The following is a 14,616-nucleotide window of genomic DNA, read 5'->3' as shown; positions in this document are numbered from 1 at the left end:
CTTGCCGGCGCTGCATCTGCTCATATTGCCTTTCCGCTGTTAAAATGACCTATTATCCATCCCAAAAGTGCATCAATCATGACTCGCAAGCTGTTCGTCACCACTGCCCTGCCTTACGCAAACGCCGCTTTTCACATTGGCCACATCATGGAATACATCCAGGCCGATATCTGGGTCCGGTTCCAGCGAATGCAACGCGATGGCGCAGCCGGCCGTGAAGTGCACTTTGTGGGCGCCGACGATACGCATGGCACGCCCATCATGATCGCCGCCGAAAAGGAAGGCATTACGCCGCAGCAATTCGTCGCCAACATCGCCGCCGGCCGCGCCCAGTACCTCGATGGCTTCCATATCGCCTTCGACAACTGGTATTCGACCGATTCGCCGGAAAACGTCGACCTGTCGCAATCGATCTACCGCAAGCTGCGCGATACGGGCCTGATCGTCACGAAAACCGTCGACCGCTTCTTCGACCCGGTAAAAGGCATGTTCCTGGCCGACCGCAACATCAAGGGCGAATGCCCGAAATGCGGCGCCAAGAACCAGTACGGCGACAATTGCGAAGTGTGCGGCGCGGCCTACCAGCCGACCGACCTGGTCAACCCGTTCTCCGTGTTCACCAACGCGACGCCCGTGATGAAGCCGTCGGAACAGTATTTCTTCAAGCTGTCCGACCCGCGCTGCTTCGAATTCCTGAAAAGCTGGCTGAATACGCCTGGCCGCTTGCAGCCTGAAATGGTCAACAAGGTCAGCGAATGGCTGGGCGAAGCGGGCGAAAAGCTGGCCGACTGGGATATCTCGCGCGATGCGCCCTATTTCGGCATCCCGATTCCCGATGCGCCGGGCAAGTTCTTCTATGTGTGGATGGATGCGCCCGTCGGCTACCTGGCCAGCCTGAAAAACTATTGCGACAAGAAAGGCCTCGATTTCGACGCCTTGCTGAACGATCCTGCCACGGAACAAATTCACTTCATCGGCAAGGACATCGTTTCCTTCCATTTGCTGTTCTGGCCCGCCATGCTGAAATTTGCCGGCCACCCGGTGATCGACAAACTGAAAGTCAATGTGCACGGCTTCCTGACGGTCAACAATGAAAAGATGTCGAAGTCGCGCGGCACGGGCATCTCGCCGCTGCGCTACCTCGACCTGGGCATGAACCCGGAATGGCTGCGCTACTACATCGCCTTCAAGCTGAACTCGAAAGTGGAAGACCTGGACTTCAACGGCGAAGATTTCGTCGCCCGCGTGAACAGCGACCTGATCGGCAAGTACGTGAACATCGCCAGCCGCTGCGCCGGCTTCATCGCCAAGCGTTTCGACGGCAAGCTGGCATCGACGCTGTCGGAAGGCGCGCAAAGCTGGATCAACCGCGCGCTGACGGTGGACGTCAACGGCGTCATCGTCGAGCGCCAGGCCAGCATCGCCGCGCACTTCGAGAACCGCGAATTCGGCAAGGCCTTGCGCGAAATCATGGAAATCGCCGACATCACCAACCAGTATGTCGATGAAAACAAGCCGTGGATCCTCGCCAAGGACGTCGAAAAGACGGCCGAACTGCACGACGTGTGCACCACGGCCCTGATCCTGTTCCGCCAGCTGACGATTTTGCTGTCGCCGGTGCTGCCGGGCGTGGCCAAGAACGTGGCTTCTTTCCTCAACGACGCCGAATTCACCTGGGCCGACACGCAAGTGTTCGGCGACGCCGTCTCGAACAGCATGCTGGGCCGCACCATCGGCGCCTACAGCCACTTGATGACGCGCATGGATGCGAAGATGATCGAAGCGCTGTTTGACGCGCCGCAAGCTGCCGCCATCGCCGCGCCCGCTGGCGATGCCGCCAACGACGCCGCAGCGCCTGCAGCTGCCGCCGCTGCCGCCATCGAGGAACTGGCGCCCGAGATCAAGATCGACGACTTCCTCAAGGTCGACCTGCGCATCGCGAAAATCGTCAACTGCGAACTGGTCGACGGCTCGGACAAGCTGCTGCGCCTGACCCTGGACGCGGGCGAAGGCCGCTTGCGCAATGTCTTCTCCGGCATCCGTTCCGCGTACCAGCCAGAAGAACTGATCGGCAAGCTGACGGTGCTGGTGGCCAATTTGGCGCCGCGCAAGATGAAGTTCGGCATTTCCGAAGGCATGGTCATGGCCGCATCAAGCGCCGACGAGAAAGCCAATCCGGGTATCTACATCCTGAACCCTTGGCCGGGCGCCGAACCTGGCATGCGCATCCGCTAAGCCCGCACAAGGATCGATGATGAATATCGTGGTGCGCGAAGCAACGAATGCCGATGCACAACTGATCGCCGAGCTGACCCGCGCCGCGTGGGCCGGCAAGGTGGCGGCCTCGTCCAGTGGACACCACGAGACGGCGCAGCAGGTGGAAGAGCAATTGCGCCACGGCGGCGGTTTTCTGTTGCTGATCGACGACATTCCAGCCGGCTCGCTGCGCTGGATGCCGCTCGACAGCGATCCCGCCATCTGGAAGATTTCACGCATGGGCGTGCTGCCCGCCTACCGGGGCAGCCACGTCTCGCAACATTTGCTGGAAGCCATCATTCATCACGGCCTGTCGTGCCAGGCGGAAGAATTGCGCCTGGCCGTGCGGCGCGACCAGCGCAAGCTGATCGATTTTTATGCGGCCTTCGAATTCGACCTGGCCGAAGAACTGGAATATTCGCACGCCAACCCCGCCGAACCGGCGCCGATGGTGATGCGGCGTTTGCTGCGTTATTGATTTTTAGCAATTTCGCCCCGGACTTGCCGATACTACAACCCGCGAAGCGACACGGCGCGGTAGAATACGGCCGGCTGACCTTACCCATAAGACACTCAGAAGAGAATATGAAACTGCCTGCAAAACACAACAACTACGTATCCGACCACACCTTGTTCATCGCCGAACTGAAGGCCAAGAATCCTGGCATGGAAGCGGGCCAGCAAGCGGGCCGCGCCCTGCTGTGGGACAAACCGGCCGTCAGCATCGATGAGCAGGAGCGCCAGCTGGCGTCGGCCGTCAAGCAACAGGCTTACGTTTACCAGAACAAGAACTAATATCTGGAACCGGCACGATGTTGCCTGAAGAGTCTGCCGTCACGCCGGAAGCCGACGCTTCCGGCGCCGGCGCAGTCATAGAGTCGCCCGAACCCGCCGCTGGCGGCGACGGCAGCGGCGACCCCGCAGCATCCGCCACGGCAGTAACGGACGCGGCGCCCGCCGCCGACCCGCTGGGCATCGCCCGCCTGTATGGCGAGCCGATGATGCGCATGCCGACGGATTTGTACATTCCGCCGGACGCGCTGGAAATCTTCCTCGAAGCCTTCGAAGGTCCGCTCGACTTGCTGCTCTACCTGATCCGCAAGCAAAACTTCAACATTCTCGATATTCCGATGGCGCAGGTGACCCTGCAATATCTGAAATATGTCGACCAGATCCGCGTGCGCAACCTGGAACTGGCCGCCGAGTATTTGTTGATGGCTGCCATGTTGATCGAGATCAAGTCGCGCATGCTCTTGCCATCGCGCAAGAGCGACGTCGAGGAAGATGGCGGCGACCCCCGCGCCGAACTGGTCCGCCGCCTGCTCGAGTACGAGCAGATCAAGCTGGCCGCCTACGACCTGAACGCCATTCCCCAGTTCGAACGCGATTTCGTGCGCACGCAGATTTTCATCGAGCAAAGCCTGACGCCCACCTGGCCCGACGTGGAACCGGTGGACTTGCAGCAGGCGTGGCTCGACGTGCTGAAACGCGCCAAACTGACCCAGCATCACCGCATCAGCCGCCAGGAACTGTCCGTGCGCGAGCACATGTCGAGCATTTTGCGCCACTTGCAGTCGTCGCGCTTCGTCGAGTTCAGCGAGCTGTTCGACATTGCCGGCGGCGTGCCCGTGGTGGTGGTCAACTTCGTGGCCTTGCTGGAACTGGCCAAGGAAACCCTGATCGAAATCACGCAGGCAGAACCGTTTGCCCCCATCTACGTCCGGCTGGCGTATTCGCCCGCCTGACCCCTTCCCTTTGTCACTGACCACCGTACAACGGGGTTTTAGCGAAAGCAATCCATGAAAATTATTTCCGACATTGAAGAATTGCGCGACCAGCTCAGCGGACAGCTGCGCACGGCGTTCGTCCCCACCATGGGCAACCTGCACGAAGGCCATCTGTCGCTGATGCGCCTGGCGCGCAAGCATGGCGACCCCGTCGTCGCCTCGATCTTCGTGAACCGCCTGCAATTCGGCCCGAACGAAGACTTCGAGAAGTATCCGCGCACCATGGCGGCCGACATCGCCAAGCTGGAAAAGGAAGGCGTGTACGTGCTGTTCGCGCCGACGGAAAAGGAACTGTACCCGGAGCCGCAGGAATACCGCGTGCGCCCGCCCGATGACCTGGGCAACACCCTGGAAGGCGAATTCCGCCCCGGCTTCTTCGAAGGCGTGTGCACGGTCGTCACCAAGCTGTTTTCGTGCGTGGGTCCGCGCGTGGCCGTGTTCGGCAAGAAGGATTACCAGCAATTGATGATCATCCGCAACATGGCGCGCCAGTTCGCGCTGCCGACGGAAATCATCGCCGCCGAAACCTACCGCGCCGACGATGGCCTGGCCCTGTCCTCGCGCAATATGTACCTGTCGGAAAGCGAGCGCGCGGAAGCGCCGGAACTGTACAAGGGTCTCAATTTCGTGGCCGAGGAAGTGCGCAAGGGTAACCTGGCCGTCGGCGAACTGGAACAGGCCAGCATGCAGCTATTGAACAGCCGTGGCTGGAAATCGGACTACATCGCCGTGCGCAAGCGCGCCAACCTGCAAGCGCCGAACGCCGCCGAACTGGCCGCCGGCGAACCGCTGGTGGTGCTGGCCGCCGCCAAGCTGGGACAGACCCGCCTCATCGACAACCTGGAAATTTAACATACAACAAAACCTGCTGCGCGTCGCGCTTTGCGGCCTGCCATGCTCACCGTGCTTCAGCACGGTTGCGCTTCTTAGCCACAAATCACTGCCGCTCGCGACGGTTTTGTCAGATGTTTTTCAATGCAATTACAACGGGGCCATTCGGCCCCGTTTCCTTTCCTACCTCTCCATGCCAACCAGCTTGAGTTCGGCAAACAGCGGCCTGTTGCTGTCGCGTGCCGCTTGCAACATGTCATAGCTGGCCGCATCGAGCACGATTTCCTCCCCCGCCCACAGCTTGCGCTGGTTCGCAGGCAGCCTCAGGCTGCGCAAGATGGCCCGCGCCTGGGCCGGATCGGCCGCCAGCAGGCGGATGGCGTGCGCATGGCGCTGCGTACCCGTGAGTATCGGCAAGCCGCCCTCGGGGCCCTTCTGGCTCAGACTGACATAGTCATGGCCGCCCACGCGGTGCAGGTAGGCATGCCGGCCATCGCCTTCGGCAGGCAACTGCGCGGCCGACTCCTGCATCTCGACGGACGCGACAGGCACGACAGTGGTTTGTTCAAGGCTCACGCCGCAAGCTGCCAGCAAGGCCGTGCTCAGGGCGAACAATAATACGGGTGCTCGGCGCATCGTGCGCTCCTTCTTGTCGGGGTCGGGGACAAAGGGGAAATACTGCAGCGATCATGGGCCAAATTATTTGACGTGTAAAGTTAACTTTGGGAAATATTTCATTCCTTTACGCAATTATCTGCAGGCAGGGGGATCTTCGCTGTCCGTATCCGGCAAGCCTGGGACAATTGTTAATGCAATTTGCACACTGAAATCATCAGACCCATCTTTATCCATCAAACAATAAAGATGACAATGGCTGCACTGGCTCGCAGCAACAGCATGCGGGCCTCCCACCACGACAGGAGAACATCCATGAACACAGCAGCCATACCGGCCAAGGTCGCCATCGTCACGGGCGCTTCGCGCGGCATCGGCGCAGCCATCGCCCGCCGCCTGGCGCGCGACGGCATGCGGGTCGTCGTCAATTACGCCAGCGGCAACGTGACAGCAGAGCAGCTGGTGGCGGCCATCGTGGCCGACGGCGGCGCCGCCATCGCCGTCAAGGCCAACGTCGCCGACGCGGGCGAGGTGCAAGCCCTGTTCGATGCGGCCGAGGCGGCCTTCGGCGGCGTCGACGTGCTGGTCAACAACGCCGGCATCATGCCGCCCGTGCTGCCAGCCCTGGCCGACACGGACGACGCCACCTTCGACAGCCTGTTCGCCATCAACGTCAAGGGCAGCTTCAACACCATGCGCCAGGCGGCGACGCGCTTGCGCCACGGCGGCAGCGTGGTCAACTTCTCGAGCAGCGTGATCGGCCTGGCCCTGCCCGGCTATGCCGTCTACGGTGCCACCAAGGCGGCCATCGAGACGATGACTGCTATCTTCGCCAAGGAATTACGCGGCAAGAACATCACCGTCAACGCCGTCGCCCCCGGTCCCACGGCCACGGCGTTGTTCTTGAACGGCAAGACGGAAGAAACGATACAGCGCATGGGCAAGATGGCGCCATTGGAACGCCTGGGCACGCCGGACGACATCGCCGCCGCCGTGGCCTTTTTGGCAGGGCCGGATGGCCGCTGGGTGAATGGACAAACGTTACGCGCGAATGGCGGCCTGGTATAGCATCAGCATCGGCGATTTGCTTTCCGTCCACGGCGCAGGCTGGAGCTGAAGCAAGGGACAAAAAAAACGCTGCCAATTCGCATTGGCAGCGTTTTTCTTGATCGGTATCAAGCCGTGATCAGGCGCCGGCTTTTTCCAGCTTCTCGAAAATCTTGTTCAGCTTTTCATCGAGGGTCGCGGCCGTGAACGGCTTGACGACATAACCGCTGGCGCCAGCCTGGGCGGCGGCGATGATGTTTTCTTTTTTCGCTTCGGCGGTGACCATCAGCACGGGCAGTTTGGCCAGTGCGGGATCGGCGCGGATATGCTGCAGCATCGTCAGGCCATCCATGTTTGGCATGTTCCAGTCCGACACGACGAAATCGTAGGATTCCGCGCGCAGCTTGGCCAGGCCCATCACGCCGTCTTCCGCCTCATCGACGTTGGCATAACCCAGTTCCTTCAACAGATTCCGGACAATGCGGCGCATCGTCGAAAAATCGTCAACGACTAAAAATTTCATCTTTGGATCAGCCATGAATAACTCCGTTGTTTCTGTAGCGGTTTGTTAATAATATCGACATGAATGCCGACATTATGGTCGACACTACGGCAGCAAGTTGTAGGATAGCATTTTCGTTGCTTTTAGGCGAACAAACTTGCCTCAGATCATATAAAACGTGGCTTACACGCGCAAAGCACGCATGCCATGCGCAGCCAGGTGTCCCAGCACCATGCCAGGCAGCGCCGTCAGAGCGCCGACCTCATGCGTAGCACCGACGGCGATCGCCTCGCGCGGCATGCCGAACACCACGCAACTGGCTTCATCCTGCGCAAAATTATACGCTCCTGCGGCCTTCATCTCCAACATGCCTTGTGCGCCATCCTTGCCCATGCCGGTGAGGATCACGCCGACGGCATTTTTACCGGCCGATTGCGCGGCCGAGCGGAACAGCACGTCGACGGACGGGCGGTGGCGGTTCACCGGCTCACCCTGGTCGATCTTGGTCATGTAGTTGGCGCCGCTGCGCGTCAGGGTCAGGTGCGAATGGCCCGGCGCGATGTAGGCGTGGCCGGGCAGCACGCGTTCGCCGCCCGCCGCTTCCTGCACCGAGATCTTGCACAGCGAATCGAGGCGGCGCGCAAACGAGCGCGTAAAGCCTTCCGGCATGTGCTGCGTGATCAGGATGCCGGGGCAATCGGACGGCATCTGCATGAGAAATTCGCGGATCGCTTCCGTGCCGCCCGTGGAGGCGCCCACGATGATCAGCTTTTCGCTCGACGTCAACGGACTGCGCAGCGCAGGCAGCGGCGCGGCCACCTTGTCGCCGGCAGACGGCAGGGTACGCGCGCGGATGCGTGCCTTCGAGGCGGCGCGGATCTTGTCGGCGATCATGTCGGTGTACTCGCGCATGCCGCTCTGGATGGAAATTTTCGGCTTGGTGACGAAATCGACGGCGCCCAGTTCCAGCGCGCGCATGGTGATTTCCGAACCGCGCTCGGTCAGCGACGACACCATCAATACCGGCATCGGGCGCAAGCGCATCAGTTTTTCCAGAAAGTCGAGGCCATCCATCTTCGGCATCTCGACGTCGAGGGTCAGCACGTCGGGGTTGGTCTGCTTGATCATCTCGCGCGCCACCAGCGGATCGGGCGCAGCGCCCACCACTTCCATGTCGGGCTGGCTGTTCACGATTTCCGTCATCACGCTGCGGATCAAGGCCGAATCATCCACGATCAATACTTTGATCTTCATAGTTATCCTTCCAGGCCTTGCGGCCCTTATTCTTTATTAAATTAGTACACCGGACAAAATCGCCGCAAGCCGCACGGCGCGACGCGCAGCAGGTTTGGTCTGGTGTTTGTCAGAACAGCTCGACTTCGCCGCCGACCGGCGCGACCTTGAGACGGCTTGCGTAATCGAGTTCGCGGCGCACCAGCGTATCGTTATGCGTCTGCATCAGCTTTTTCACCAGCACCTTGCCGCTGCGAGGGAAAAAATACACCTTGCGCGGGTGGATGTCATTGAGGTCTTCGGCCACCACGCGCATCTTTTCCGCCTTCAGGTAGTTGATGACGAAAGCCGCATTGCGCTCACCCACGTTGATCGCCGTGAAGCCGCGCAGCACGGCGCCGCCGCCGAACACTTTCGCTTCCATATTCTCGCGCCGCGCGCCCGCCTTCAGCAAATCGTTGATCAGAATCTCCATGGCGTAGGTACCATAGCGCATCGACGCGGAAATCGGGCTATTCGGATCGCTGCCGCCATCGGGCAGCATGAAGTGATTCATGCCGCCCAGGCCCGTGACGCGGTCGCGGATGCAGGCCGAGACGCAGGAGCCGAGCACGGTGACGATCAGCATGTCCTTGTTGGTAAAGTAATACTCACCAGGCAAGATCTTGGCGGCGTCACAATTGAACGTCCTGTCGTAATAGACGTTAGTGGCAAATTGCTCTTTGGATTCCAGGCTCATATTTCACTCTCATGTACGATGCGACGATGCCTTGGGCGCGGCGCCCCGAGGCTGATCGAGCTCATAGACTGTTTTACCGCGCAGCTTCAATGAATCCGACACGTACAGGAAATTCTCCGAATGGCCCGCAAACAGCAGGGCATCCGGCTTCATCAACGGCACAAAGCGCGACAGGATCTTGCGCTGTGTCGCCTTGTCAAAATAAATCATCACGTTACGGCAGAAGATGACGTCGAACTGGCCAGTCAATGGCCAGCTGTCGGCCAGCAGGTTGAGCGGCTTGAAGGTAATCATCTGGCGCAGTTCCGGGCGCACCCGCACCTGTCCCTCGCGATCGCCCTTGCCGCGCAAGAAAAAGCGCCGCGCACGGTCGGCCGACATCTTGTCGAGCCGGTCCAGGTTGTAGACGCCATTGGCGGCCGTGGCCAGCACGTTCGTGTCGATGTCCGTGGCGATGATGGTGACCGGCGGCGTGAGCGTATTGAATGCCTCGCACACCGTCATGGCGATCGAATACGGCTCCTCGCCGGTGGAACTGGCCGAACACCAGATGGTGATCGGCCCGCTCAGTTTTTTCACATGCTCGGCCAGCAGCGGAAAGTGATGCGCCTCGCGGAAGAACGACGTCAGGTTGGTCGTCAGCGCATTCGTGAACGCTTCCCATTCGTCGCCCATGCGGCCCGCTTCCAGGTCGTCCAGGTAGCGGACGAACGAGGAGATGCCGGTAGCGCGCAGGCGCCGCGCCAGGCGGCTGTAGACCATTTCCTGCTTGCTGTCGGCCAGCGCGATGCCGGCCCGCTTGTAAATCATGGCGCGGACCCGTTCGAAGTCCTTGCCAGTGAAATCAAATTCCTTGACCGAATCCGTTTTAGTTTGCGGCATTTTGTTTTTACCTCTCTATGACTACTCTGACCAATGCCTTTGCAAGTATAACTAGCGGGACCGGGTTGGCGTCAGAACTCTTCCCAATCGTCGCCGCCGGCCGCCGCCAGCTTTTTCGCGGGCGGCGGCGTGCCGGCTTGCGCCGTCTTTGCCAACCGCCGTGTATTTGCCGCCACACTCGGTGCCGGCCGTGCCGCCATCTTGACTACCGGCGCGGGTGCGGACATGGCCGCCTGCGCCGCGCTCTCGCCATCGAGCTTGAAGATGCTGACGGCGTCGGCCAGTTTCTGCGCCTGATCCTGCATGCTTTCGGCCGCCGCCGCCGCTTCCTCGACCAGCGCCGCGTTCTGCTGCGTCATCTGGTCCATCTGCGCGATGGCCTGGTTCACTTCCTCGATGCCATGGCTCTGTTCCTGCGTCGCCGCCGTGATCTCGCCCATGATGTCGGCCACCTGCCGGATCGAGGTGACGATCAAGCCCATGGTCTGTCCCGCCTCGTCCACTAGGCGGCTGCCTGCATCGACCTTGTCGACCGAGTCGCCGATCAGGCCCTTGATCTCTTTCGCTGCGCCAGCGGATCGCTGCGCCAGGTTGCGCACTTCCGACGCCACCACCGCAAAGCCGCGTCCCTGCTCGCCTGCGCGCGCCGCTTCGACGGCCGCATTCAAGGCCAGGATATTCGTCTGGAACGCGATGCCGTCGATGACGCCGATGATATCGACAATCTTGCGCGAACTGTCCTTGATGGAACCCATGGTATCGACCACTTGCGCCACCACCTTGCCGCCCTGCTCCGCAACCGACGATGCCGACACGGCCAGCTGGTTGGCCTGGCGCGCGTTGTCCGCGTTCTGCTTCACGGTCGACGTCAGCTCCTCCATCGACGACGCCGTCTCTTCGAGCGAACTGGCCTGCGTTTCCGTGCGCGCCGACAGGTCCGCATTGCCGCTGGCGATCTCGCGCGACGCCACGGTAATCGTATCGGTCCCGTTGCGCACGTCGCTGACCGTCTGCACCAGGCTCTCGTTCATGTCCTTGAGCGCCTGCTGCAAGGCGCTCGTTTCATCCTTGCCTTCAACCACCACGCGCGCCGTCAGCTCGCCGGCAGCTACCTTCTGCGCCACGGCCAGGGCGCCGGACAAGGGCACCGTGATCGAGCGCGTGATGAAGATGGCGCACCAGGCGCCGATCGCCACCGCCGCTCCGCCCAGGATGAACAATACCGTCATCAGGCGCGCATCGGCCGCCAGCGAGTCGTCCATGAAGCTTTGCTGCGCCACGTGCTGCAAGTCGAGCAGCTTGTTGATATCGGCCAGGGTCGCCTTGTTCAAGGGGTCGATGCGGGTGGCGATCACCTTCGCCGCGCCCTCGCTGTTAAACGCCAGCACCTGCCCCATCGCTTCCTTGAAGGCGGCATCGACTTCGCCGTCGACCTTGGCGATATTGGCCAGCAATGCCTTCTCTCCCTCGGACAGGCCCAGGCCGGCCAGCTTGCCGCGCGCACCGTCGTACAACTTGCGCTGCTCGCGCACCTTGCCCTCTTCCGCCTGCATCAAGCCCACATCGCCCTGCAGGCCGATGTTGCGCATGGCGATACCGGTTTCCAGCATCGCGCTTTTCATCAGCGACGCCTGCGTATTCTTTTCGCTTGCCAGCGCCAGGCCCGTGAGCAACTGGGCCTTGTTACGGTAATTCAGTGCATTCGCCGAAACGATCACTACCACCAGGATGGCAAGGATGCTGCCAAAACCTATCCCCAGCCGGGTGCCTATCTTGAAATCGCGCAAACTCATTACAGTCTCCAATATTTATGTGAACGGCGCCCGTTCAACCGGACGGCGCCGTGTTGTGGCCTGGTCTCTGACGGACCTTGCAGCCTGCCGGCGCGCCTCTGCTCGCGCCGGTACATCCATATCTGTAGTGATTCATTGCGTGCCAAAACGGCGGCGCACCGGGCGCCGCCTTGCTGCCTGCTTGCTGCCGCTTACGCCGCCAGCTTGTCGATCAGGCCCATCTCGCTGCTCGACATCAGCTTGTCGATGTCGACCAGGATCAGCATGCGCTCGTCGATGGTGCCCAGGCCGATCATGTAGTCGGTCGAGAAGGCGGTACCCATTTCCGGCGCCGGCTTCACCTGCTCCGGCGTCAGCGTGGTGACGTCGGAAACGCTGTCGACCACCATGCCGACGATGCGCCCGCCGATGTTCAGGATGATCACCACCGTGAACTGATCGTACACGGGCGTGCCCAGGTTGAACTTGATGCGCATGTCGACTACGGGGATGATGATGCCGCGCAGGTTGATCACGCCCTTGATGAATTCTGGCGCGTTGGCGATGCGGGTGACCGCTTCGTAACCGCGGATTTCCTGAACCTTCAGGATATCGATGCCGTACTCTTCGGAGCCCAGGGTGAAGGCCAGGAATTCACGGCCGGCGATGTCCTTGCCGTCGCCCGCATTGCTTCCGGATGTTTGTTGAGTATCTGACATGGTGCGTTTTCCTATCTTTATCTATCGGTATTACGAAAAAATGGACTCGTCGGCCAGCTGGCGAGAGGAACGGATCAGGGCGGCGACATCGAGAATCAGCGACACGCCGCCATCGCCCAGGATGGTGGCGCCGGAAATGCCCACCACCTTGCGGTAATTCGATTCGAGGTTTTTCACCACGACCTGCTGCTGTCCCACCAGGTCGTCGACAAACAGGGCCGCCTTGCGCCCTTCCGTCTCGAGGATCACGCAGATGCCTTCCGAGGGACTGGTAAAGCGCGGCGCGATGTCGAACATCTGGTACAGCGGGATCAAAGGCAGGTATTCGCCGCGCACCTTCACCACCTGGCCTTTACCGCTGATGTCCTTGATATCCTCAACGGCTGGCTGCAGGGATTCGATGACAAAGCCCAGCGGTAAAATATACACTTCGTCGCCGACGCGGATCGACATGCCGTCCAGGATGGCCAGGGTCAGCGGCAGCGAGATGGAAATCGTCGTGCCGAAACCCTTCGCCGAACGGATGTCGACGACGCCGCCCATGGCGCTGATATTGCGCTTGACGACATCCATGCCCACGCCGCGGCCCGACACGTCGGTGACCGCTTCGGCGGTGGAAAAGCCGGGCGCGAAGATCAGCTGCCACACTTCGGCGTCGCTCATCGTCTCGGATACGTCCAGCCCCTGCTGCGCGGCCTTGGCCAGGATGCGCTCGCGGTTCAGCCCCGCGCCGTCATCGGATACTTCGATGATGATGTTGCCGCCCTGGTGGCTGGCCGAGAGGAACAAACGGCCAGCCTCGGTCTTGCCGGCGGCCACGCGGGCGGCCGGCATTTCCACGCCATGGTCGATGCTGTTGCGCACCAGGTGCGTGAGCGGGTCGACGATGCGCTCGATGAGGCCCTTGTCCAGTTCCGTGGCGGCGCCATTCGTGATGAAGTCTACCTTCTTGCCCAGTTTCGTCGCCAGGTCGCGCACCATGCGCGGGAAGCGCGAAAAGACGAAATCCATCGGCATCATGCGGATCGACATCACCGCTTCCTGCAAGTCGCGCGTATTGCGCGTCAGGTGGCTGACGCTGTCGAGCAGTTTTTCATGCAGCATCGGGTCGAGCGCGCTGGCGCGCTGCTCGATCATCGCCTGCGTGATCACCAGTTCGCCCACCAGGTTGATCAGCTGGTCGACTTTCTCGATCGAGACGCGGATCGACGACGATTCGGCGCCGGCCTTGTCGCCCTCTTTCTTGGCAGGTTTCTTTTCCTGCTCCGCTTCGGCCACGGCGCTGGCCACGACCGGCGTGGCGGCAGCGCTGGCGTTGCCGGCCTTGGCCGCGTCGGCGCGAATCTGTTCGAGCGGCTGGAAGAAACCGTAACCCTGTTCGGCGTCGCTCTGCACGCCGGCGGCGGCGCGGATGTCCTCGAGCGGCTGGAAGAAGCCGTAGCCGGGATCGGCCGCGCCCTGCGCCCCCGGCAGCGGATCGAAGAAACCGTAGCCCTGGGCTTTTTCCTGCGCCGCGCGGGCCGCTTCGGCTTCGCCTGGCGCCAGTGGCGGCGCCTGCGTGATCACCATGTCGTCGGGATTGAGCACGAACGAGCAGATGGCCAGGATATCGTCCAGGCTTTCATGCGTCGTCACTTCCAGCACCTTGCGCGCGTCGGGCAGGCTTGATACCACGACGTCGCCCAGCAAGCCCAGTTCGGCCGCCAGCGCATCGACTTCGCGCGGCTCCATGGCCGGCAGCTCCAGGCGGATGCGATGGCCGCCGGCATGGCTGACAGCGGCCTTTTCCGCCGTATGGAAAGCCGGCGCGACGGGCGTGAGCGCGGCCACGGGCACGTCCTGCGAGAACGACTGCAGCATCATGCGCACATTGGCCACGGCATCCTGGTCGACGGCGCTGCCCAGACGGTGGCCGTCGAGCTGCATCTTGAGGATATCCTTGGCCGCCAAAAAGGCGTCGACGTGTTCCGCCGTCAGGGCCATCTGGCCCTGGCGGATGCGGTCGAGCAGCGACTCGAGGATGTGCGTCACCTCGCTCATGTCGGAGAGGCCGAACGTCGATGCGCCGCCCTTGATCGAATGGGCGGTGCGGAAAATGGCATTCAGGTCTTCGGCGTCGGGCGCCGCAATATCAACGGCCAGCAGCAGCCGTTCTTTTTCAGCCAGCAGTTCTTCGGCCTCATCGAAAAAGACCTGAAAAAACTGGCTAATATCGATGGTCATAGGGTGACTC

General features: G+C 61.4%; 14 protein-coding genes. 6 read left to right on the top strand and 8 right to left on the bottom strand.

Going from position 1 to position 14,616, the window contains the following annotated elements; all coding sequences use genetic code 11:
• Window positions 1-78 precede the first annotated feature (78 nt).
• From metG to panC, 5 genes are all read left to right on the top strand, one after another.
• Entirely contained in the window at window positions 79-2,235 is a 2,157-nt protein-coding gene (metG, locus tag BZG29_RS10415; RefSeq protein ID WP_077402015.1) for a methionine--tRNA ligase, read from the top strand.
• A gap of 19 nt (window positions 2,236-2,254) precedes the next feature.
• Entirely contained in the window at window positions 2,255-2,734 is a 480-nt protein-coding gene (locus BZG29_RS10410; protein WP_077409049.1) for a GNAT family N-acetyltransferase, read from the top strand.
• Between the two features lie 107 nt (window positions 2,735-2,841).
• A complete protein-coding gene (locus BZG29_RS10405) occupies window positions 2,842-3,051 on the top strand; it encodes a DUF3460 family protein (protein WP_034778041.1) in 210 nt (69 codons plus the stop codon).
• 17 nt (window positions 3,052-3,068) lie between these two features.
• Complete coding sequence (locus BZG29_RS10400) at window positions 3,069-4,001, top strand: ScpA family protein (protein WP_077402012.1); 933 nt, start codon at window positions 3,069-3,071, stop codon at window positions 3,999-4,001.
• 54 nt (window positions 4,002-4,055) lie between these two features.
• Window positions 4,056-4,895 carry a pantoate--beta-alanine ligase gene (gene panC, locus BZG29_RS10395; protein ID WP_077402009.1) on the top strand — a complete coding sequence of 280 codons (840 nt, stop codon included), beginning with the start codon at window positions 4,056-4,058 and terminating at the stop codon, window positions 4,893-4,895.
• Window positions 4,896-5,057: 162 nt separating this feature from the next.
• Here the strand turns inward: panC and BZG29_RS10390 are convergent, their stop codons facing one another.
• Complete coding sequence (locus BZG29_RS10390; RefSeq protein WP_150130853.1) at window positions 5,058-5,510, bottom strand: hypothetical protein; 453 nt, start codon at window positions 5,508-5,510, stop codon at window positions 5,058-5,060.
• A 294-nt stretch (window positions 5,511-5,804) separates the two neighbouring features.
• Here BZG29_RS10390 and BZG29_RS10385 point away from each other — a divergent pair, with 294 nt between their 5' ends.
• Window positions 5,805-6,557, top strand: coding sequence for an SDR family oxidoreductase (locus BZG29_RS10385; protein ID WP_077402003.1), 753 nt, complete (start codon window positions 5,805-5,807; stop codon window positions 6,555-6,557).
• A 118-nt stretch (window positions 6,558-6,675) separates the two neighbouring features.
• Here the strand turns inward: BZG29_RS10385 and cheY are convergent, their stop codons facing one another.
• The 7 genes from cheY to cheA form a co-directional block, all read right to left on the bottom strand.
• Window positions 6,676-7,074 carry a chemotaxis response regulator CheY gene (gene cheY / locus BZG29_RS10380; protein ID WP_010396677.1) on the bottom strand — a complete coding sequence of 133 codons (399 nt, stop codon included), beginning with the start codon at window positions 7,072-7,074 and terminating at the stop codon, window positions 6,676-6,678.
• Between the two features lie 147 nt (window positions 7,075-7,221).
• Entirely contained in the window at window positions 7,222-8,292 is a 1,071-nt protein-coding gene (locus BZG29_RS10375; protein WP_035826603.1) for a chemotaxis response regulator protein-glutamate methylesterase, read from the bottom strand.
• 109 nt (window positions 8,293-8,401) lie between these two features.
• Window positions 8,402-9,010, bottom strand: coding sequence for a chemoreceptor glutamine deamidase CheD (gene cheD / locus BZG29_RS10370; RefSeq protein WP_034758343.1), 609 nt, complete (start codon window positions 9,008-9,010; stop codon window positions 8,402-8,404).
• 9 nt (window positions 9,011-9,019) lie between these two features.
• Window positions 9,020-9,892, bottom strand: coding sequence for a CheR family methyltransferase (locus tag BZG29_RS10365; RefSeq protein WP_077402000.1), 873 nt, complete (start codon window positions 9,890-9,892; stop codon window positions 9,020-9,022).
• A 71-nt stretch (window positions 9,893-9,963) separates the two neighbouring features.
• Complete coding sequence (locus BZG29_RS10360; RefSeq protein WP_077401997.1) at window positions 9,964-11,685, bottom strand: methyl-accepting chemotaxis protein; 1,722 nt, start codon at window positions 11,683-11,685, stop codon at window positions 9,964-9,966.
• A 191-nt stretch (window positions 11,686-11,876) separates the two neighbouring features.
• A complete protein-coding gene (locus BZG29_RS10355; protein ID WP_034758356.1) occupies window positions 11,877-12,383 on the bottom strand; it encodes a chemotaxis protein CheW in 507 nt (168 codons plus the stop codon).
• A 30-nt stretch (window positions 12,384-12,413) separates the two neighbouring features.
• Window positions 12,414-14,606: a chemotaxis protein CheA gene (gene cheA / locus BZG29_RS10350; RefSeq protein ID WP_077401994.1), complete on the bottom strand. Its 2,193-nt coding sequence runs from the start codon at window positions 14,604-14,606 to the stop codon at window positions 12,414-12,416.
• Window positions 14,607-14,616 lie beyond the last annotated feature (10 nt).

The organism is Janthinobacterium sp. LM6 (assembly GCF_002002885.1).
Lineage (GTDB): Bacteria > Pseudomonadota > Gammaproteobacteria > Burkholderiales > Burkholderiaceae_D > Janthinobacterium > Janthinobacterium kumbetense.
Note: the sequence above shows the minus strand (reverse complement) of the source record. Positions and strands in the feature narration are given on the sequence as shown.